Source organism: Youngiibacter multivorans (assembly GCF_017873395.1).
In the GTDB taxonomy this organism is placed as follows: domain Bacteria; phylum Bacillota; class Clostridia; order Clostridiales; family Clostridiaceae; genus Youngiibacter; species Youngiibacter multivorans.
This window is the reverse complement of sequence record NZ_JAGGKC010000013.1, coordinates 42,823-61,688: the sequence shown is the minus strand read 5'-3', so window position 1 is coordinate 61,688 and position 18,866 is coordinate 42,823. Positions and strand designations below refer to the sequence as shown.

At 45.2% G+C, this 18,866-nt stretch carries 20 protein-coding genes; 14 read left to right on the top strand and 6 right to left on the bottom strand.

Annotation, left to right across the window (positions count from 1 at the left end):
• Positions 1 to 77 precede the first annotated feature (77 nt).
• Entirely contained in the window at positions 78 to 278 is a 201-nt protein-coding gene (locus tag J2Z34_RS08910; RefSeq protein ID WP_209459516.1) for a hypothetical protein, read from the top strand.
• On the opposite strand, the gene hpt is transcribed toward J2Z34_RS08910, so the two are convergent.
• Together hpt and J2Z34_RS08900 are read right to left on the bottom strand one after the other, a co-directional pair.
• On the bottom strand, positions 260 to 790 hold the full coding sequence (hpt, locus tag J2Z34_RS08905) for a hypoxanthine phosphoribosyltransferase (RefSeq protein ID WP_209459515.1): 531 nt from the start codon (positions 788 to 790) through the stop codon (positions 260 to 262). The two genes, J2Z34_RS08910 and hpt, sit on opposite strands and share 19 nt — an antisense overlap.
• Positions 783 to 1,718: a cytidylate kinase family protein gene (locus J2Z34_RS08900; protein WP_209459514.1), complete on the bottom strand. Its 936-nt coding sequence runs from the start codon at positions 1,716 to 1,718 to the stop codon at positions 783 to 785. The genes hpt and J2Z34_RS08900 overlap by 8 nt, the downstream gene beginning before the upstream one ends.
• Before the next feature lie 208 nt (positions 1,719 to 1,926).
• Between J2Z34_RS08900 and J2Z34_RS08895 the strand changes: the two genes are divergently transcribed.
• Positions 1,927 to 2,805, top strand: coding sequence for a VOC family protein (locus J2Z34_RS08895; protein ID WP_209459513.1), 879 nt, complete (start codon positions 1,927 to 1,929; stop codon positions 2,803 to 2,805).
• A gap of 98 nt (positions 2,806 to 2,903) precedes the next feature.
• On the opposite strand, the gene J2Z34_RS08890 is transcribed toward J2Z34_RS08895, so the two are convergent.
• Positions 2,904 to 3,593: an anti-sigma-I factor RsgI family protein gene (locus J2Z34_RS08890; protein ID WP_209459512.1), complete on the bottom strand. Its 690-nt coding sequence runs from the start codon at positions 3,591 to 3,593 to the stop codon at positions 2,904 to 2,906.
• Positions 3,594 to 4,163: 570 nt separating this feature from the next.
• On the opposite strand from J2Z34_RS08890, the gene J2Z34_RS08885 reads away from it, so the two are divergent.
• From J2Z34_RS08885 to J2Z34_RS08865, 5 genes are all read left to right on the top strand, one after another.
• Positions 4,164 to 5,321: a DUF362 domain-containing protein gene (locus J2Z34_RS08885; protein WP_209459511.1), complete on the top strand. Its 1,158-nt coding sequence runs from the start codon at positions 4,164 to 4,166 to the stop codon at positions 5,319 to 5,321.
• Positions 5,322 to 5,386: 65 nt separating this feature from the next.
• Positions 5,387 to 5,995, top strand: a complete 609-nt coding sequence (locus J2Z34_RS08880) for an alpha/beta hydrolase (protein WP_209459510.1) — start codon at positions 5,387 to 5,389, stop codon at positions 5,993 to 5,995.
• Between the two features lie 257 nt (positions 5,996 to 6,252).
• Positions 6,253 to 7,551, top strand: a complete 1,299-nt coding sequence (locus J2Z34_RS08875) for a DEAD/DEAH box helicase (RefSeq protein ID WP_209459509.1) — start codon at positions 6,253 to 6,255, stop codon at positions 7,549 to 7,551.
• 231 nt (positions 7,552 to 7,782) lie between these two features.
• On the top strand, positions 7,783 to 8,976 hold the full coding sequence (locus J2Z34_RS08870) for a S1C family serine protease (protein ID WP_209459508.1): 1,194 nt from the start codon (positions 7,783 to 7,785) through the stop codon (positions 8,974 to 8,976).
• 109 nt (positions 8,977 to 9,085) lie between these two features.
• On the top strand, positions 9,086 to 9,529 hold the full coding sequence (locus J2Z34_RS08865; RefSeq protein ID WP_209459507.1) for an arsenate reductase ArsC: 444 nt from the start codon (positions 9,086 to 9,088) through the stop codon (positions 9,527 to 9,529).
• A 93-nt stretch (positions 9,530 to 9,622) separates the two neighbouring features.
• Here J2Z34_RS08865 and J2Z34_RS08860 read toward each other — a convergent pair whose 3' ends face one another.
• Positions 9,623 to 10,174: a hypothetical protein gene (locus J2Z34_RS08860; protein ID WP_209459506.1), complete on the bottom strand. Its 552-nt coding sequence runs from the start codon at positions 10,172 to 10,174 to the stop codon at positions 9,623 to 9,625.
• Positions 10,175 to 10,297: 123 nt separating this feature from the next.
• Here J2Z34_RS08860 and J2Z34_RS08855 point away from each other — a divergent pair, with 123 nt between their 5' ends.
• Positions 10,298 to 11,467 (top strand): aminotransferase class I/II-fold pyridoxal phosphate-dependent enzyme, encoded by a 1,170-nt coding sequence (locus tag J2Z34_RS08855; protein WP_209459505.1) that lies wholly within the window; start codon positions 10,298 to 10,300, stop codon positions 11,465 to 11,467.
• 259 nt (positions 11,468 to 11,726) lie between these two features.
• Here J2Z34_RS08855 and J2Z34_RS08850 read toward each other — a convergent pair whose 3' ends face one another.
• The gene (locus tag J2Z34_RS08850) at positions 11,727 to 12,233 is read right to left on the bottom strand and encodes an ankyrin repeat domain-containing protein (protein WP_209459504.1); all 507 of its coding nucleotides are present in this window, start codon (positions 12,231 to 12,233) and stop codon (positions 11,727 to 11,729) included.
• A gap of 91 nt (positions 12,234 to 12,324) precedes the next feature.
• Between J2Z34_RS08850 and ygiD the strand changes: the two genes are divergently transcribed.
• The 3 genes from ygiD to J2Z34_RS08835 are packed head-to-tail and all read left to right on the top strand — an operon-like array spanning position 12,325 to position 15,815.
• A complete protein-coding gene (gene ygiD, locus J2Z34_RS08845) occupies positions 12,325 to 13,104 on the top strand; it encodes a 4,5-DOPA-extradiol-dioxygenase (RefSeq protein WP_209459503.1) in 780 nt (259 codons plus the stop codon).
• A gap of 37 nt (positions 13,105 to 13,141) precedes the next feature.
• On the top strand, positions 13,142 to 13,753 hold the full coding sequence (locus J2Z34_RS08840) for a DUF2238 domain-containing protein (protein WP_209459502.1): 612 nt from the start codon (positions 13,142 to 13,144) through the stop codon (positions 13,751 to 13,753).
• Between the two features lie 37 nt (positions 13,754 to 13,790).
• Positions 13,791 to 15,815, top strand: coding sequence for an alpha-amylase family glycosyl hydrolase (locus J2Z34_RS08835; RefSeq protein ID WP_245250583.1), 2,025 nt, complete (start codon positions 13,791 to 13,793; stop codon positions 15,813 to 15,815).
• A gap of 89 nt (positions 15,816 to 15,904) precedes the next feature.
• Here the strand turns inward: J2Z34_RS08835 and J2Z34_RS08830 are convergent, their stop codons facing one another.
• Complete coding sequence (locus J2Z34_RS08830; protein WP_209459501.1) at positions 15,905 to 16,831, bottom strand: DegV family protein; 927 nt, start codon at positions 16,829 to 16,831, stop codon at positions 15,905 to 15,907.
• A 429-nt stretch (positions 16,832 to 17,260) separates the two neighbouring features.
• On the opposite strand from J2Z34_RS08830, the gene J2Z34_RS08825 reads away from it, so the two are divergent.
• The 3 genes from J2Z34_RS08825 (at position 17,261) to J2Z34_RS08815 (ending at position 18,864) form a co-directional block, all read left to right on the top strand.
• The gene (locus J2Z34_RS08825; protein ID WP_209459500.1) at positions 17,261 to 17,686 is read left to right on the top strand and encodes a universal stress protein; all 426 of its coding nucleotides are present in this window, start codon (positions 17,261 to 17,263) and stop codon (positions 17,684 to 17,686) included.
• 125 nt (positions 17,687 to 17,811) lie between these two features.
• Entirely contained in the window at positions 17,812 to 18,495 is a 684-nt protein-coding gene (hypB, locus tag J2Z34_RS08820; protein ID WP_209459499.1) for a hydrogenase nickel incorporation protein HypB, read from the top strand.
• A gap of 18 nt (positions 18,496 to 18,513) precedes the next feature.
• Complete coding sequence (locus tag J2Z34_RS08815; protein WP_209459498.1) at positions 18,514 to 18,864, top strand: hydrogenase maturation nickel metallochaperone HypA/HybF; 351 nt, start codon at positions 18,514 to 18,516, stop codon at positions 18,862 to 18,864.
• Positions 18,865 to 18,866 lie beyond the last annotated feature (2 nt).

The following is an 18,866-nucleotide window of genomic DNA, read 5'->3' as shown; positions in this document are numbered from 1 at the left end:
AGTGTTTGAAAAAGAACTTGATCATTGAAATTCGAACCAGCATGTACCATTATGATAAATGCAAAATTTGAAAAGATATGAAAAAAGACTTTGACAAACAAAAAGTAACCAGACCGATAAGGAAGAAGATCTCAAGGAGAGAATGTGAATGGGAAACAGAAGTAGAAGGTGAAATAAGAGGTATGTTAATAAAGGTTCGTTGGAGCCCTTCCTTTTTAAATGACAAGAGTCCTGCAGTGATGCAGGACTCTTTAGTTTCCTATTTTTTTCTTGTATAGGCAGCAATATATGGAAGGTTCCTGTAATTCTCATCGTGGTCAAGTCCGTAACCAACTACAAATTGATCCGGCATCTCGAAGCAACGGTAGGCTATCGGGATATTAAGAAGCCTTTCTGATGAATTGTCCAGGAGCGTGCATATCTTGAGGCTTGCAGGCCTGCAAAGCTCCAGGTGCTGGCGTATGTAGCCTAAAGTAAGGCCGGTACCAACCACATCCTCCACGAGAAGAACATGACGCCCAAGAATGTCGATATCCAGATCTTTGATGAAGCTGACGACTCTTGTCTGAGCAGTGTCTCCCTTAGGTACTCCGATTGCCAGGAAGTCTATCTTCAGTGGCGTGGTAAGACGCCTAGTCAGGTCTGTCAGGAAGAATATGGAGCCCTTGAGGATACTTATGACAACGAGCTCTTTGCCCTTGTAGTCGCTGTCGATTTCAATCGCCACTTCAGCAATTCTTCTGGCTATCTCATCTTCAGTGAACAGCACTTTTCCTAATCCATTACTCACCTGCCTTACCTCCAAGCATTCCGAATCTCTTTATTAGAGTATGGAAGTCTTTCTTATACACTATGTTTATGTTTGTTCCGGGATATAGCTTCCTGAGCTGCTCTACCTTCTTCTTCTTTTCTGACACGTATTTCTGGTTCATGGTTGTAAGCTCTATGTACGTATCGAATTTCGGCAGATAGAAGTCGGGTGAAAATGCAAGTATTATATTGCCCTCAGCATCCCATTTTATCGGGAAGGTTCGGGGCTCATACTCCCATTCCAGGCAATACATGTCGAGGATCCTTGCGAATTCTTCCTCGGAGGGGTGCTTGAAGACTACGGCTTTTTTAGTCCCATTGCCGTTTGCCTCTGCTATCTTATTAACCTCAAGAAGTCTGTTTCTTACAAGACATGCAATAGCTTCTGCAGCGTCCTTTATGCTCAGCTTGTCTGTATTCAGAGTAAGGTCGTAAAGCAGCGGATCAGCCCAATCCTTCTCATATATCATGCTGATGTAGCGCTTGTGCTTTCGGTCTGTGATTTCAAGAAGTCTTTCCGAGTCCTTCCTGTCAAGGTGATTGCTTTTCATGATTCTTCCGATGCGGACCTCCTGGGAAGCCATTATCTTGATATGGACTGCTTCAGGATGCAATGCGAATATGACCTGGGCACCCATTCCGCTTATTATTGCTGAATGGTCCTTGACTGCCATCCTTAACTTGTTTTCCAGAAATTCTGCATAGGTAATTCCGGACTGTGATGGATTGAGATAATAGCCAGGACTTTCTGAAAGCATATGGAGCTCATGCTTGCCTGCTATCTCCGGAAGCCATTCGCTCATTGCAGTTTGCCTAGTGATTATCGGCAGACCAAGGTTCCTTGAAACTTCCTCTGCTATCTCATCCCCGAGGCTTCCTGTCTGTCTTGATACTGTAATCAATAGCATCTTTTCACCACCTGACTGTATTCAGCTAATTACATTTTACCACGAATATCATATACATCGCGTTCAAGCAGATATGAAAAGCGAAAAGAAGAATCATCAGATGGAAGTTTCCAGATTCTTAATGGATTGACAAAAAATAACATGGTAGAATTAATGAAAGAAATCACTTGTTATTGAAGGTATTTCAGAAATACAGGAGGGTAAAATAGTGAATAAGTTAGTACCGCACCTATGGTATGACAAGGAAGCACGTGAGGCAGCTGAGTTCTATGTTTCCATATTTGGTGATTCAGCGATAACAGGAGGCGCCATTCTCGAAGATACACCATCAGGGACTGCTGAGACAGTCACGGTAAGTCTTGCCGGGCAGGATTTCATGCTATTGTCGGCGGGACCGTACTTCAAATTCAATCCATCAATATCCCTTAGGGTGGACTGCAGCACAGCGGAAGAGGTAGAATCTCTCTGGAAGAAACTATCAGATGGCGGAAGTATCCTTATGGAACTGGACTCGTATCCCTTCAGTCCAAGATATGGATGGTGCCAGGACAGGTATGGGCTATCCTGGCAGATAATGCAGGTGGAGGGCAAGATTTCACAAAAAATAACACCTACGCTCATGTTTGTTGGGGAACAGTACGGCAGGGCTGAAGAAGCAATTAAGCTATACTGTGAAGTGTTCAGGGAGTCAAAGGCCGGAGACATCTCAAGATATGGAGAAGGGCAGGAATTCGATACACCTGGAACTGTTATGTATGCCTCATTTACTCTGGAGGGAATGAAATTCGCAGCCATGGACAGCGGCTATGCCCATGAGTTTCAGTTCAACGAGGCGATATCCTTCATAGTGAACTGTGATACCCAGGAGGAGATAGATTATTATTGGGACAGACTTTCCTTCGTTCCTGAGTCTGAGCAATGCGGCTGGCTCAAGGACAAATTCGGAGTATCCTGGCAGATTGTGCCGGCATCCATGGACGAGATGATGAAGACAGGGGATAGAGAAAAGATCAGGAGAGTCACTGAAGCTTTCCTTAAGATGAAGAAGTTTGACATTGCTCTGCTTGAGAAGGCATATGAGGGGTAAGGAATAAGCCATCAGCATATAATAAAGGACATAAGGAAAGCAGCCGGTTGCGGCTGCTTTCCTGTCAGGTGGATACTTTTATTGTCACAGTATAATGATCATTTCTGGGGATTAAGCTTCTCCAACAGCTGCTTTACTGTCAACTCTATATTTCCTGCTATATCCAGACCAAGGAGGTTCTGTATGATATGGAGCTTGCCCGGTGAGACTCCGAGCCTTTCAGCATCCCTGAACAGGTAGTAGCTTACTGAATCAGCTTCTATGCTGGCGTCTATACCGTTCCTCCTGATTTGCGATTCGACGGTTTCCTTGAGTTTTGCTGCAAGGAGCTTGGACTTGGCTTCATTCCTTGTCGCTGGTGCCAGAAATACATCTGCGCTCATTCCGTCGAAATATCCGGCTGCGCCGATTGCAGACAATGCGTCAACCACGGCATCCTCGACCTTCATGTTGTTGTAGCTTGTATCGCCAAACAGTTCCTCTGCCTCTTCATTCATGGGATCAATACCTACAACACGCTCGAAAATGTTTGCGTGCACCATCAGGCTGGGGTTCGTATCGATACTTATGTAATAATAAGGAGTCAGGTATGCAGCCATGAACAGACCTACAATAAAAACTGCAGCAACCGCTGTGGCAGCGGCGAAGCTGAAGACCCCGCTCACGGAATAGTCTACCGGAAGCTCATCACCTACAGCATAGCTGTTGTTCCTTACTTTTATCCTGCTTCCATCTTCTCTTTTCAGCATCACATTTTTCCCGCTGATCTTTTCAACATATGCTCTCATGATTTACCTCCATTTATTAGAATTATGGTTGTACCGATTGCTATTTAGGACTTCCAGTCTTAGTACAAATAATAGTTTTTAGGTTGCTGAATGTGATATTTTTTGTAGAAATATTATCAATATTCAGATTGACCTTCGTTTACATTATAATACTATAATTTATAGCCTTTGAAAATAGTTTTTCATATTATTAACAAAGTTACTTTTATAACAAAAAAATGAAAATATTAACAATAAAATAGATTTATACTGTAATACTTATAAAATAAGACGTAATTATTGCGATTATCAATTTTTATCTAAAATATTGGAAAGATTGTCAAGTAATGGCAATCTAAACAGTCTTTTCAAGTGGATAAACGTAAAAGTTGCATCAATTATTCAATCATATTAATGCAGAAATACAAGCCGAAATGAATCATTATCACTGGTGCTGATTCAGGATTTTTAGTTATTGCCGGTGAATTTTGCTTAATAGGCTGGAAGGGATATATAATAAAGGGAAAGGTTTGAGATGCTGTTAACAGTCGATGTTACAGCTGGCATAGCCCAAAAATGAGGAGTTGTTTTATGGAAAAGGTTTGTCTTTTGAGACATGACAGCTATGATGTGGATGCACTTGAGAAGAAGCTGAGGGAAGGCTTTGAAATACTGGGAGGGGATGCTTATCTTAGGAAGCTCATTCCAACGGGAAGTAAAGTTCTGCTTAAGCCTAATCTGCTGAGCATGGTTGAGAAGGGGTCTCCGGTGATAACCCACTTTGCCATGTTTGAGGCAGTTATTAGGATCGTTTCAGAGTATTCGAATGACATTTCCTTCGGGGATTCACCAGGTTCCTCTGATGCCAGGAAAGCAGCTGAAAAGGGAGGTCTTATTGAGGTAGCTGACAGGTATGGAGTGAAGTTTGCCGATTTCAGCGATGAGGTCCATGTGGAGCTTAATGATCCGATAATGTTCAGGTACTGGGATGTTGCCAGGGCACCGTATGAGGCTGATGTGGTAATTTCGCTGCCTAAGCTTAAGACCCATGCGATGATGTATTATACCGGTGCTGTAAAAAATCAGTTCGGCTGTCTCTATGGGGCACAGAAGGCTGGCTGGCATACGAAGCAGCCTGACCCGATGAATTTTGCAAGGATGCTTTTGGACCTCAACTCCTTGGTAGGAACAAGCTTTGCCATACTTGACGGAATCATGGCCATGGAAGGCAACGGACCGAGAAACGGGACACCGAAGAGGCTTGACTCAATAATCATGGGTGAAGACCTTGCAGCGATTGATTCAGTAGCGGTAAGGCTCATAGGCTATGACAAGGTACTTAACGTGCCGTTTTTAAAGGCTGCTCATGAGGCTCACTGGGGAAAAGTCATGCCTGAAGACATAGATGTTCTGGGTGAGACTATTGACTCCCTCAAGAGCAATGATTTTAAGCTGTCCCGTAGTGCCGGTGCGGTCAATTTCCTGAGCCCGAAGCTCAATAACCTCATAGGAACACTAACCGCTCCAGACCCGGTTGTAATCGAGGATAAATGCATAAGCTGCAAAATGTGTGACGAGGTATGTCCCAGGAGGCCTGATGTCATAACATTTGCAGAGAGTAAAGGTAAAATGGTCCCCAGATGGGATTACAGCAAATGCATAAGGTGCTTCTGCTGCCAGGAGCTATGTCCAAAGGGAGCCATAGTGACAAGAAGAAAGCTTCTTGGAAAGATATTCAGGGTTGGTTAGATATGTAAAAAAGGAATTTTGAAATTGAGAGCTACAGGATTTCAGTGCATTCATTCACTAAATCTATGAATCCAAGAGTCATTTATCTAATAGGTGAAGAGACCGAGAAGCTGCTGCCTCTTGTGGAAGACCTGGATATTGTTCTTGTTTCCATTGAAGGAATAGACTGGGAGAGGGACCTTACTCCCTGGGAGGCGCCAGCAGCCTTCAAGGGGCAAGCAGACTTTTCCGGCAAGGCGGATGATTTCATTAGGGTCATGCTGGAGAAGATAATACCTGAGGCTGAGAAGGACCTCACTGTTTCGGATAAAAACAGGTCTATAGCGGGTTACTCGCTGGGAGGGTTGTTCGCTCTCTATGCTGCATTGAAGACAAATGAATTTTCTGGAGCTGCCTCCATGTCAGGGTCACTCTGGTATGATGGTTGGATTGATTTCCTGGAGAAGGAGATAGGTCCTGACAGACACATGAAGGTCTATCTGTCCCTTGGTGACAAGGAGGAGCGTTCAAGGAATCCGAGGATGGCCAGGGTAGGCGATTGGACAAGGAAGACGAGTGAGCTGCTCGCAGAGGATGGATTCGAGGTTTTCTTCGAGATCAATGAGGGAAATCATTTCTTTGAAATTCCAGAGCGCATCGCAAAAGGCGTAAGATGGATTTCTGAAGGGAAATGATGCTGAGAAATTAATCATTTTACATTGCATGAAATTGAGAGTATAATTGGAATGCCGCGAAAATTCAGCGGCTTGACGCTTTTGTAATGAATAACAATGGTCATCCATTCCGGCGTAACAGGATCAGTCTTTGATTCCAGCGGAGTCTGCTGCATTGGCAGAGGGTTCGCTGTAAGACAAGGTCCTTTGAAACCGGATCATTTTATTTTAAGCAGAAGATCATAGAGTTACTACGCATACTGCAAAAGGAGAAATTATTGTTATTTGAAAACCTGGATATTATAAAGCAAATACAGAAGTCACTTAAAGAAGAAGGCTATTTAGAGGCCACAGACATACAGGCGCAGTCAATACCTTCACTGCTTAAAGGCAAAGACCTTTTAGGCACTGCACAGACAGGCACCGGAAAGACAGCAGCCTTTTCAATTCCCATACTGCAGGGACTTGCAGGAGACCAGAAGAAAGGCAAGAAGGAGATCAAGGCGCTTATACTTGCACCGACAAGAGAGCTTGCCATACAGATAAAGGACAGCTTCACATCCTATGGAAGACACCTGAGCCTTAAGACCATGGTGCTTTTCGGAGGAGTATCACAGAATCCTCAGACTGACGAGCTATCAAGGGGAGCAGACATACTGGTGGCAACACCCGGAAGGCTGCTTGACCTCATAGGCCAGAGATACGTACACCTGGACAAGGTGAAATACTTCGTACTCGATGAGGCGGATATGATGCTGGATATGGGTATGATACACGATGTCAGGAAAATAATCGGATATCTTCCCAAGGAAAGGCAGACCATGTTCTTTTCAGCTACAATGCCTGATGAGATTTCGAAGCTTGCTGATTCGATTCTGAAGGATCCTACAAGAATAAGTGTCGCTCCTGTAGCGTCTACTGTTGACACCATTGACCAGTCAGTATATTTCGTGAACAAGGCAAACAAGATAAAGCTTCTTGAAAAGCTTCTGAAGGACAAGGACATAGATACTGCCCTTGTATTCTCAAGGACAAAGCATGGAGCTGACAAGATAGTGAAGCAGCTGGACAAGAGCGGCTTCCAGGCACAGGCAATACACGGAAACAAGTCGCAGGGTGCAAGGCAGCTTGCTCTCAGCAACTTCAAGGAAAGAAAGACGAGGATTCTTGTAGCCACTGACATCGCCGCAAGAGGCATAGATGTGGATGAGCTTTCCCACGTTATAATATATGATCTTCCTGAGGTCCCTGAAACCTATGTACATAGGATCGGAAGGACCGGAAGAGCAGGACTTGGAGGAACAGCAATCTCATTCTGTGACCAGGAAGAGAAGCCGCTCCTTAAGGACATACAGAAGCTGATCTCAAAGAACATACCTGTGGTTTCGGACCATCCGTTCCCACTGGTTGAGCTTCCTGCAGATGTCATTCCATCGCAGCCCGTTCAAAGGGGCTATGGAAATCAGCCTTCAGGCAACAGGAGGACTGATTCCTCCAGGCAGAACCAGCAGCCTAAAGGCATGAGGGGTGCTGATTCCAAGCAGCAGAGAAAGCAATACAACAGAAAAGCATTTTAATGGAAAACCCCCAGAAATTTTTCCGGGGGTTTTGTCGTTCCCGGATGTAAAGTGATGGGACTTTAAGAACCGGAATTTCACAAAGGTTTGCGGATTTTTGCGTTCTTCCTGCTTCAATTGTGAGCCTTCCCTTCGGGGAATTCAAACCTTAGCCGCTGTAGAATCAAGTTGAGGAAAGACATGGTGAATAGCATGATCCTCAAAATAGCATGCAGCAAAGGAGAGATTAAGATGTTAGGGAATGATGGAGACAGGGAAGATATCAAGGATGGAAGCTGTGAGGGGAACCAGAATAAATGGGGTTCTGCTGAACTACCAAAGAATATAAGAAAAAGGAAGTGGGGCAGGATAATTGCCGTTGCTTCGATTTGTCTTGTTGTCTCAGTCAGCTCGCTCATCAATAGTGCAGGTGCGAATTTTCCTGGTAATGATGATGGATCATCGGAATCTGCGTCCGTAGAAGCGGTTTTTCTGACTGGCAGCCTATCTGAAACCCTTAGCATTCCTGAGATAGCTGAAATGGCAGCACCTACGGTTGTTGAAATAACCACCGAGGTCCTTGTTACCGGCCAGAGGACACCACAGTACATATCTGAAGGAGCTGGCAGCGGAGTCATATTAACCGAGGATGGCTACATAGTAACCAATAACCACGTTATTGAAGGTGCTCAGAAGATATCCGTAAGGCTTGTGTCAGGAGATGAATATGAGGCAGAGCTGATTGGAACTGATGAGCAGACGGACGTAGCAATCATAAAGATAGAAGCTTCAGGGCTTTCACCAGCCGCTTTAGGCGACTCATCCACACTTGTTGTCGGCAACCAGGTTGTAGCCATAGGCAATCCTCTCGGACAGCTGGGTGGTACGGTTACAGACGGGATAATAAGCGCACTGGACCGGGATATAACACTGGATGACCAGACAATGAGCCTGCTTCAGACGAACGCTGCCATCAATCCAGGCAATTCCGGAGGAGGCCTTTTCGATGGTTCAGGCAACCTTATAGGTATCGTAGTAGCCAAGTCATCAGGAACTGATGTTGAGGGACTTGGATTCGCCATACCGATCAATGATGTGAAGTCTGTGATGCTGGAGCTCATGGAGCACGGATATGTGCAGGGAAGGATAGAGCTGGGAATGACATTCCTCGATATCGCCTCAAATCAGGAAGCAATGATGTACAGGGTGTCCCAGACAGGAGTATATGTGCTCAATGTCACGAGTGGAAGCAATGCGGCAGCTGCGGGATTCAGGAGCGGAGATCTGGTAGTTTCATTGGACGGTACAAAGGTTTCGAGCGCAGCTGAGATCACATCGATAATTGACAGCTTTGAAGCTGGAGAAGATGTTGAATTCACGGTCATAAGAATCTCTGAGGAAAGGTCATTGACTCTGACTCTGGAAGAAAGCAAGCCATCCGACTGACAGAGCATTTGCGTAACATATACTTAATGTGGACTTAACGGAAGTTGGATAACAGTTTCTCAATTTATGCACTATAATCTGATTACCATATTTTTGAGGTGATCAGGTTATGCTAAAGGTATTGTTCGTATGTGTGCACAACTCTGCAAGAAGCCAGATGGCTGAAGCGTTTCTGAACAGACTGAGCGGTGAGCATTTTGAGGCTGAAAGCGCGGGTCTCGAAGAGGGCGTTCTAAATCCATTGGTTGTAAAGGCCATGGATGAGATTGGAATTGACATAAGCAAAAACAAGACAGATTCTGTTTTCGACTTCTACAGGAAGGGGAAAGCTTTTTCCATAGTCATCAAGGTTTGCGATGAGATTAACGGCCAGAGATGTCCCATATTCCCGTCAGCACTCCACACTTTGAGTTGGAACATCGCAGACCCTGCTGACTTCAAGGGGAATGAAGAAGAAAAGCTTCAGGAAACCAGAAGAGTAAGGGATGAGATCAGGGAAAGAGTCGAGCAGCTGATAAGTGAGTATAAGGATTACTCGACCTCGAGAAAGTGACAGGACAAGAAAAGTAAATCTTACTCTAATCATAAGTTAAGGATAAGGCCATACGAAAAAATCGTATGGCCTTATGAATCAATATACACTGTACTATGGCTTTCCTGTGAGCTTGCCGGCCTTTTCAAGGGTATCCAGGATCCTTTTGTCATTCCTCGGGTCAGAGCCTTTATAAAAAGATTCGCCCGGATAACCGAGGCTTATATTGACAATATTCTCGCCTGCAAAAGAAGGAAGCATGATGACTACTCCTTCAAATGACATTGAAGATAAAGGAGTCCAGAAGGCACCCCAGTATATTGGAAACCCGTCTACACACACAAGGAATGATTTACCCCTTGTAGACAGTTCAAGGTCATTGAATTTCAGAAATGCGTCAGGTTCAAGAAGTATAGAATGGTCCTTCGCGTCATAAGAAACTATGTCATGTTCTGTAAGGATAGGTTCGGATGACTTTTCGATGTTGCTCAGCACTTCCATACTGACGGGAGGTATGTCATCTCTAGTGAGATATATGGCGAAGCCTTCATCATTCCTTGAAGTACATCCGGATAACATAGATAGAGCTGCAATGCTTATAAATAAAAGAATTGATATCCTCTGTGCCTTGCCCATGGTTCTCACTTCCTCTGTCATTATTCTCAATTAGATTATACCGCTAAAGCAACCATTAGTAAGAAATGCAACAGGAATATGTAATGAAGGGTACTTTGGGATATAATTAAGGGGTTAGGTGAAACAGATAAATGAATGAAATGAGGTAATCATATGGATTTAAAATTTTCGGATAACCTGAAATACTTCCAGACAGGTATCTTCAATGTGCTCAATGACAGGAGGGCTGAAATGCTTAAGGAGGGCAGGACTGTATATAACCTGTCCGTAGGGACTCCTGACTTTGAGCCTGACAGGCATGTAGTTGATGCGCTAATAGAAGCCGCGAGGGATCCTGAAAACTGGAAATATTCGCTGAGGGATATGCCAGCTCTCCTTGATGCTGTATCAGGCTTCTACGAGGAGAGGTTCGGGGTAGTTATGGAGACTAACGAGATAATGTCTCTGTACGGATCTCAGGAAGGGCTCACCCATATAGGGTTTTCCCTCTGTAACAAGGGCGATGTGGTGCTTGTTCCGAATCCAGGCTACCCAATATTTGAGATAGGGCCATACCTTTCAGGCGCTGAGCTGGCATTTTATCAGCTGCTGCCTGAAAACATGTATCTTCCCGATCTGGATTCGATTCCTGCAGAAACACTGTCCAGGGCTAAATTCATGCTGGTCTCTTATCCGATGAATCCTGTATGCGCTACTGCCCCGAAGGGATTCTATGAAAAGCTTGTTGCTTTCGCCAAGAGGAACAACATAATAATAATCCACGACAATGCATATTCAGACATAGTCTATGACGGAGATAAGGGAGGATCATTCCTGTCAATTGATGGGGCAAAGGAAGTCGGAGTTGAATTCTATTCACTGTCCAAATCCTACAACATGACCGGAGCCAGGATATCCTTTGTTCTTGGAAACAGTGAGATCATAAGGAACTTCAGGATGCTAAGGTCCCAGATTGACTACGGAATATTCAAGCCGATCCAGTATGCCGCAATCGCCGCACTGACAGGTCCTCAGGACAGTGTCAGAAAAAACTGCGAAGAGTACCAGAAAAGAAGGGATGCCCTTTGCGACGGATTGACAGACCTAGGCTGGAGCGTTCCAAGAAGCAAGGGTTCCATGTTCGTTTGGGCCAGGATACCTGAGAAATTCGGAAGCTCAACTGAATTCTGTACAAAGCTAATGGAAAGGACAGGAGTAATTTGCACTCCGGGCAACGCATTCGGAACTCTGGGTGAAGGATACGTAAGGTTTGCACTGGTACTACCGGTAACTGTGATAAAAGAGGCAGTTGAAAGCATAAGGATGAGCGGGATCCTTGCATGACCACTTGAATTTGAAGATATCTGATAAGGAACATTAGGAAGAGATGACTAGCAGGGCAGGACCCGCATCCGAAAAGATGCGAGTCCTGCCTGTACTGTTCTTTTTTAGCTTAGAGATGTTCACAATACTGCGCATATGGTGATTGGGCAGGCCTAAAGCCCTCCAGGTACTCAATTGTATGACACGGTCACTACTATATGGTAAACTATATTTGGAATATTAAGAAAAATCTCATGATTTTACCTGGGGAAATAAGCTGTTAATAGTCAGATCCTATGAGTTCTTCGACTGCCTTGTGGCAGCCAAGAATCAACGCCTCTTCGATCGGGGTAGCGCAGTCATCGATTTCGGTCCTCGCATTCCTGTCCGCACAGTAGTTCAGTAGAAGCCTTATGGCTTCAGGATCGTTCTGGGAGGCAGCATAATGCAAAGGTGTGTAGTCGTTTATGCCTCGCATATTAAGATCTGCTCCATGCTGAAGCAACAGTATAATAATATTGAACTTGTCAGGTCTGTCTGTGGATAATGCGGCGATTATGCTTGGATAGCTTCCGTCAAAATAGTTTGGGTCTGCTCCAAGCGAGAGAAGCTTTCGTATGAAGCTTAACGGACTGTGATAAATGGCATATTCCAGAATATTGCCGAATACTTCATCGTCAATATCATTAGGGAAACCCTGCGGATACCCCAGTGCTTTTTTCAGGTCTTCAAGGTCTCCATTTACAAAAGACCTGTGAATATCTATGCTGTCCATTTTAGCCTCCATAACTGCTAATGCTTGTTTATTGCCTTCTCCAATTTATCACACTGATGAGAGAAGGTTCACACATAAATTATACATCGAAAGGAACCTGGATATGGAAACTAAGCTTAGAAGAATGCCTGCAATATTTGCAGGACACGGATCTCCGATGAACGCGATACTTGACAATGAGTACACATCGACCTGGGAGAAGCTCGGCAGGGAGATTGAAAGGCCTGAACTTATACTATCCGTGTCAGCGCACTGGTACACACATGGCACATGGGTCAATGATTCAGAGAAACCGAAACAGATATACGACATGTATGGATTCCCTGATGAACTCTACAGGCTAAAGTATGAGGCCAGGGGTTCAAAGGTGCTTTCTGGAAGGATCCTCGATCTCCTTGGAAGTGGTGTCAGTGTTGACAACAGCTGGGGAATCGACCACGGTACCTGGTCAGTGCTCTGTAAGATGTACCCTGAGGCTGATATTCCTGTTGTACAGCTCAGCATAGATGCTGATTCGAGTCCCGAGAGGCATTATGAAATTGGGAAAATGCTGACTAAACTCAGGGATGAGGGCGTTATGATATTCGGTTCAGGAAATATTGTCCACAACCTTGGCAGGATCAGCTGGGACATGGAAGGCGGCCAGAGTTGGGCTGTGGAGTTTGACGGATACATAAGGGACAGGATACTTGAGGGAGACCACAGGCCGGTCATTGACTACAGGAGCGCAGGCAAGTCCCAGGAACTTTCATTCAGGACACCTGAGCACTTCTTGCCTCTTCTTTATGTGCTTGGAGCTTCAAGTATGGATGACAGGATAAGAATCTTCAATGAATCCTGCACCATGGGATCGATATCCATGACAGGCTATATGTTCGGATAGGCCGTTTTAAGACATTAATTCTTCGGAGGTGGGTGTGATGAACAGGGATGACAGGTATAACCTGATTCTGCTTGCACTGTACCTTGGCGTTGTCCTATGGTCTGGATGGAAACCTTACGGCCAGCTCGTATGGCTGATGCAGTCGCTTGCTGCGCTGCTGGTGGTGCTTGTACTCGTCCTCACCTACAAGAGGTTCAGGTTCACCAGATTCATCTATGCTGTGGTGCTGATCCATATGACTGTAATACTCATCGGAGCCCACTACACATATTCAAGGAATCCGCTATTTGAAACGATCAAGATTCAGCTTGGCCTTTCCAGAAACTATTATGACAGGGTAGGCCATTTCTTTCAGGGCTTCGGGCCGGCACTCATGGCGAGGGAGATCCTGATACGAGGAAACCATGTCAGACGGGGAAAGATGCTTTCATTCATTATAGTTTCCATGTGTCTTGGGATGAGCGCACTCTACGAACTTCTGGAGCTCTTCTCATCATATCTGCTGGGACTTCCGGTAGATGTGGTCATGGGAATGCAGGGCTCACCCTGGGACTCACAATGGGATATGCTTATGGCTCTTATAGGTTCGATTGTGGCTCTCACTTTCTTCAGCAGGCTCCATGACAGGCACTTGAAGGGCATTAAATAGGAATGATATGGAAAATATGAAAACACAGGAGGTACATATGAAGGACAAGACATTTGGCAATGAAGAAGTTCTGAAGATACTGGAAATTGACCCATGGCTTTCATCGCACAAGAGTGACATAGACCTAAGGATGAGCAGGTACAGGGAGGTTAAAAAGGCTCTGCTTGGAGATGGGAAGACCTTCAATGACTTCGCCAACGGCCACCATTTCTTTGGATTCCACAAGACACAGGATGGCTGGTACTACAGGGAATGGGCGCCTGCTGCCGAAGCCCTTTACCTCATAGGTGACTTCAACGGCTGGAACAGAGGCTCACACCCTCTGGAGAAGAAGGAAGGCGGAGTGTGGGAGATATTCCTGCCCGGGACTGATTCACTTCAGCACGGATCACTGGTCAAGGTAAATGTTCACCATAATGGAGTAATGAGGGACAGGATTCCACTGTATATCAAAAGGGTTATACAGAACAAGAAGACTAATGACTTCAGCGGGATGATATGGGACCCGAAAGAGCAATTCAACTGGACAGACGGTGATTTCAAGATAGACAGGAACAAACCTCCGTTCATCTACGAGACCCACATCGGTATGGCCCAGGAGCGTGAGGGAATCGGAACCTACAAGGAGTTCGAGGATAATCTGCTTCCGAGGGTAAAGAAGCTCGGATACAATACCATACAGATCATGGCCATCATGGAGCATCCTTACTATGCTTCATTCGGATACCATGTCTCCAACTACTTCGCAGCATCGTCATGGTTCGGTATTCCGGAAGAGCTGAAGTCCATGATCAACAAGGCACATGAGATAGGCTTGACCGTCCTCATGGATATCGTGCAGTCACATGCCGTGAAGAACATATCTGAAGGCATAAACGAATTCGACGGCACGGTCCAGCAGTTCTTCCATGAAGGTGCCAGAGGCACTCACAGCACATGGGATTCGAAGCTGTTCAACTACGGCAAGCACGAGGTCATACACTTCCTTCTTTCAAACATCAAGTTCTGGATGGAGGAGTACCATTTCGACGGTTTCAGGTTCGACGGCGTCACCTCCATGATATACAACGACCATGGTCTTGGAACAGCCTTCGACAGCTATGACAAGTATTTCAGCATGAACACTGACCTTGATGCCCTGACATACCTGCAGTTCGCAAATGAGCTGATAAGGGAGATGAGGCCGGATGCCCTGAGCATAGCTGAGGACATGAGCGGTATGCCTGGCATGTGCCTGCCTATTGAATATGGCGGCATAGGCTTTGATTACAGGCTTGCCATGGGAATGCCTGACTTCTGGGTTAAGACACTTAAAATGAAGGATGATGACTGGGACATGAGCTCTATGTTCCATGAGCTTTCAACCACCAGATACATGGAGAAGAGAGTAGGGTATGTTGAGTCACATGACCAGGCACTTGTAGGAGACAAGACTCTCATATTCAGGATGGCTGACAAGGAAATGTACTGGAACATGAACAAGAGCAGCCAGAACCTGGCAATTGACAGGGCCATAGCCCTCCATAAGATGGCAAGGCTCATAACCATATCACTAGGTTCTGAGGGTTACCTTAACTTCATGGGGAATGAGTTCGGTCATCCCGAATGGATAGATTTCCCAAGGGAAGGAAACGGCTGGAGCTTCAAACACTGCAGAAGGCAGTGGAACCTCGCTGACAGCGAGTATCTCAGGTACTTTGACCTTAACCAGTTCGATATCGCCATGATCCATATGATGTCAGGCGAAGGCCTTATGGGTGGAGTCCCGCAGCCACTTGACATTGATAATCTCAAGAAGGTGATCTCGTTCAGGAAGGATGACCATATATTCATTTTCAACTTCCACCCCACGGATTCCTATACTGAATACGAGCTTCCAATACATGAGGACTCATCATGGAAGGTAATCCTGGATACCGATGAACAGCTTTTCGGCGGACAGGGAAGGATATCCCATGATGTGACATTTGAAAGCCATAAGCTTAAGGTAAATCCTGAATATACCGGAATAACTGTATATTCACCAAGCAGGACAGGAATGCTTCTGAAGAGGGTAAGATAATCAAAGAATCGCGAGTATGCTCAACTGAAATGCACTGAAAGTGGAAAGCGGCCGGGAGATATCTCCTGGCCGCTTCTATCAGGTTGTTTTTACTGATTACTTATCCTTCTTGTCAGTTTTTCCTTGATATGCTGTGCGAAGTCAGTATGGGGTTTTTCAAGGAAGAACATGGATAACCCTCCAAGTCCTACATGAGTACCTACTGCAACTCCCATTTGCATAATATAAACATCGCCTGTGAAATTGGTCTTTGCAAGAAAAAGGTTCTTCAGATTCTCAGCCCTGTGGATGTCTGATGTATAGCCGATTATCACAAAATCTGTCTCATCGTAATCTACACGCTCAATGAACTCCTGTACGTAGAAGTTAAGCACCTGCTTCAGGCCTCGCTTCTTTGCTATCACTGCGCCTTTTGTGTTCTTCATGGACATTATTGGCTGAATTCCAAGCATTTTCCCGATGATAGCCCCTGTTCCGGAAATCCTGCCGCTCCTAATAAGGTTCTCAAGGTCTTCGACAGACAAGAAGTGCTTTATCCTATACTTTACATGTTCACAGTACTCTACAAGCTCGTCGAAACTGTATCCGATTTCTCTGAGCTTTGCGCATTTGATCAAAAGCCAGCCGCTTCCATGGCTCATTGACACTGAATCTATGATCTCTATCCTTACTTTGGATTCAGGATGATTCTCAAAATAAAGGTCCTTTGAAAGAACCGCACCCTGATAGGATCCGCTTGTGCCGCTGGACATGCAGATGCAGAGTATCTCATCATGCCCGGCTTCCTCTGCCTTGCTGAAGCAGTCCATATAATATTCGGGGGTCGGCATGGAGGTTGTCGGTGGGTTTGCATAGGTTGCAAGCCTTGAATAAAATTCATCTGCAGTGATATCTATCCTGTCTCGATATTCCTTGCCGTCAATAGTAACAACAAGCGGGGCAATGGATATATCGTATTTTTCAAGAATCTCATCTGACAGGTCGCAGGTCGAGTCGGCCATAATTTTTATCTTCATAATGACTCCTTAGTCAATTTCATTAAATACCGGCTAAATCGATTTCAGTCCGGCTATTCATAAACAATATCATTCTAGAGGCCAACATGCAATATCCAGAACTAAGCTGAATAGATATTTCAAAAATAGGTTTCTACATGCAGCTGATTTTGCATATCTCAGGTTCCTACTTATTCTATGACTAATGAATGGCAACAAGAAAAATCCTTTGATATTCAAAGAAAAGACCGGAATTGTTCAAGAAGTTCACAGGGGTGTGTGATATAATAATTGTAAGAAACATGGAAGCTTTGCGCCGGTGGCGCCGATATGCGTTCCAACATACTAGGCACTGTACCGGCCTCATGCGGGGTCGGTTTGTTTTATTTATATCTAGTTAAAGCGAATTCAGCATGTGGTGCTTCCGGTATAAGGAAGGAGGTAGGCATCATGTTCAAGAAGATACTTGTAGCAACAGATGGATCCGAGTATTCAAGACATGCACTTGCAGCAGCACTGGAGATTGCCAAACAGTTCGGGTCAGAGATTGAACTGCTTCATGTAATAATGAAGCACCCTAACATGATAGCTAGCGAGGTAACAGTGGGTATCGACATGACGAGTATGGAGTACGAGGCGCTCAGCAAGACGGTCATGGAAGACACAATGAAGGGTATTGAAGCTGGTGAGGTTAAGATCGAAACCAAGATTGTGCACGGTTACCCGTCTCAGGCAGTAGTGGAGGAAGCAAAGAAGGGTGCAGACCTTATAGTAATGGGGACCAAGGGACATGGACCATGGGCCGGAGCCATAATGGGAAGCGTAACTCAGAGAGTCGTATCGAACGCACCTTGCCCTGTACTTGTAGTAAAGTAGCTGTGCCAGAAGAAATCAAAGATTAATACAGGATAAAAAAGTGATGAGGGCCGCCGGATTATTCCGGCGGCCTGATGTCTTACATGGTATCATATATTAATGAGACAGGTTTATGGAGGAAGGCAATGGACGAGATAAGACTGATAGATATAAGGGATACGATCCTTTCGGTAAATGGTGATGAGGCAGAAAAGGTAAGGGAAAGGCTTGGAAATGACAGGGTATTCATGCTGAACCTCATGTCATCTCCAGGCTCCGGCAAGACGAGCATAATCGTTGAAACGATGAAAAGACTCGGGGACAGGTACAGGATAGGGGTAATTGAAGGGGATATCGATTCAATGGTAGACTCCGAGAAGATAGTCAGTGAAGGCGGATTTGCAGTGCAGCTGAGAACCGGTGGAGACTGCCACCTCGATGCTTCCATGGTCAGCTCCGCACTTGATACAATGGCAGTCAGTGATTTTGATGTGATATTCGTTGAGAATATAGGAAACCTTGTGTGTCCAGCCGAATTTGACATCGGTGAGAGCCTGAAGGCCATGATACTCAGTGTTCCAGAGGGTGATGACAAGATACTCAAGTATCCTAACATGTTCAGGGTATGTGATGTCCTGCTTGTCAACAAGGTGGATGCTGTCGAGTATTTCGACTTTGATTTCGAAGCACTTGAATCAAGGGTCAGGGTGCTTAATCCAGAAATGAGGGTGTTCAGGGTTTCTGCAAGGACCGGACAAGGACTAGATGGATGGTGCGGTTACCTTGAAGAGAAGATAGAAGCATATAGACTTAAGACAGGCAAACTATGATCAGAAGGGGACCTGAAGATGCATGAGCTCCCGCTTACACACAGGATATTTGCCCAGGCCATGAAGGCTGCTGAAGAAAATAGGGCGGTAAGGATTGATGCTGTCTACCTTAAGGTAGGCGAAATGAGGGATTTCGTCGAGGAAATCACCCAGAAGTACTGGGACTACATAAGCAAAGGAACGATCGCAGAAGGTGCGAAGATAAGATTCATCCGGGTCCCCGCAGCTGCAAGCTGCAGCGACTGTGGTGAAATTTTCAACTTCGACTGGAGAACGAAGGAAAAGACTGCCTGCCCAAGATGCCATGGTACAGACGTATCACTATATTCAGGAGCTGAGCTTGAGGTAGTGAGGATAGCCATAATATGAGG

What these genes read in the sequence shown, in the direction of transcription:
- J2Z34_RS08910 (WP_209459516.1), top strand. Translation starts at nt 78, where the DNA reads ATGAAAAAAGACTTTGACAAACAAAAAGTAACCAGACCGATAAGGAAG.
- J2Z34_RS08900 (WP_209459514.1), bottom strand. Translation starts at nt 1,718, where the DNA reads ATGCTATTGATTACAGTATCAAGACAGACAGGAAGCCTCGGGGATGAG.
- J2Z34_RS08890 (WP_209459512.1), bottom strand. Translation starts at nt 3,593, where the DNA reads ATGAGAGCATATGTTGAAAAGATCAGCGGGAAAAATGTGATGCTGAAA.
- J2Z34_RS08885 (WP_209459511.1), top strand. Translation starts at nt 4,164, where the DNA reads ATGGAAAAGGTTTGTCTTTTGAGACATGACAGCTATGATGTGGATGCA.
- J2Z34_RS08880 (WP_209459510.1), top strand. Translation starts at nt 5,387, where the DNA reads ATGAATCCAAGAGTCATTTATCTAATAGGTGAAGAGACCGAGAAGCTG.
- J2Z34_RS08870 (WP_209459508.1), top strand. Translation starts at nt 7,783, where the DNA reads ATGTTAGGGAATGATGGAGACAGGGAAGATATCAAGGATGGAAGCTGT.
- J2Z34_RS08865 (WP_209459507.1), top strand. Translation starts at nt 9,086, where the DNA reads ATGCTAAAGGTATTGTTCGTATGTGTGCACAACTCTGCAAGAAGCCAG.
- J2Z34_RS08855 (WP_209459505.1), top strand. Translation starts at nt 10,298, where the DNA reads ATGGATTTAAAATTTTCGGATAACCTGAAATACTTCCAGACAGGTATC.
- J2Z34_RS08850 (WP_209459504.1), bottom strand. Translation starts at nt 12,233, where the DNA reads ATGGAGGCTAAAATGGACAGCATAGATATTCACAGGTCTTTTGTAAAT.
- ygiD (WP_209459503.1), top strand. Translation starts at nt 12,325, where the DNA reads ATGGAAACTAAGCTTAGAAGAATGCCTGCAATATTTGCAGGACACGGA.
- J2Z34_RS08840 (WP_209459502.1), top strand. Translation starts at nt 13,142, where the DNA reads ATGAACAGGGATGACAGGTATAACCTGATTCTGCTTGCACTGTACCTT.
- J2Z34_RS08835 (WP_245250583.1), top strand. Translation starts at nt 13,791, where the DNA reads ATGAAGGACAAGACATTTGGCAATGAAGAAGTTCTGAAGATACTGGAA.
- J2Z34_RS08830 (WP_209459501.1), bottom strand. Translation starts at nt 16,831, where the DNA reads ATGAAGATAAAAATTATGGCCGACTCGACCTGCGACCTGTCAGATGAG.
- J2Z34_RS08825 (WP_209459500.1), top strand. Translation starts at nt 17,261, where the DNA reads ATGTTCAAGAAGATACTTGTAGCAACAGATGGATCCGAGTATTCAAGA.
- hypB (WP_209459499.1), top strand. Translation starts at nt 17,812, where the DNA reads ATGGACGAGATAAGACTGATAGATATAAGGGATACGATCCTTTCGGTA.
- J2Z34_RS08815 (WP_209459498.1), top strand. Translation starts at nt 18,514, where the DNA reads ATGCATGAGCTCCCGCTTACACACAGGATATTTGCCCAGGCCATGAAG.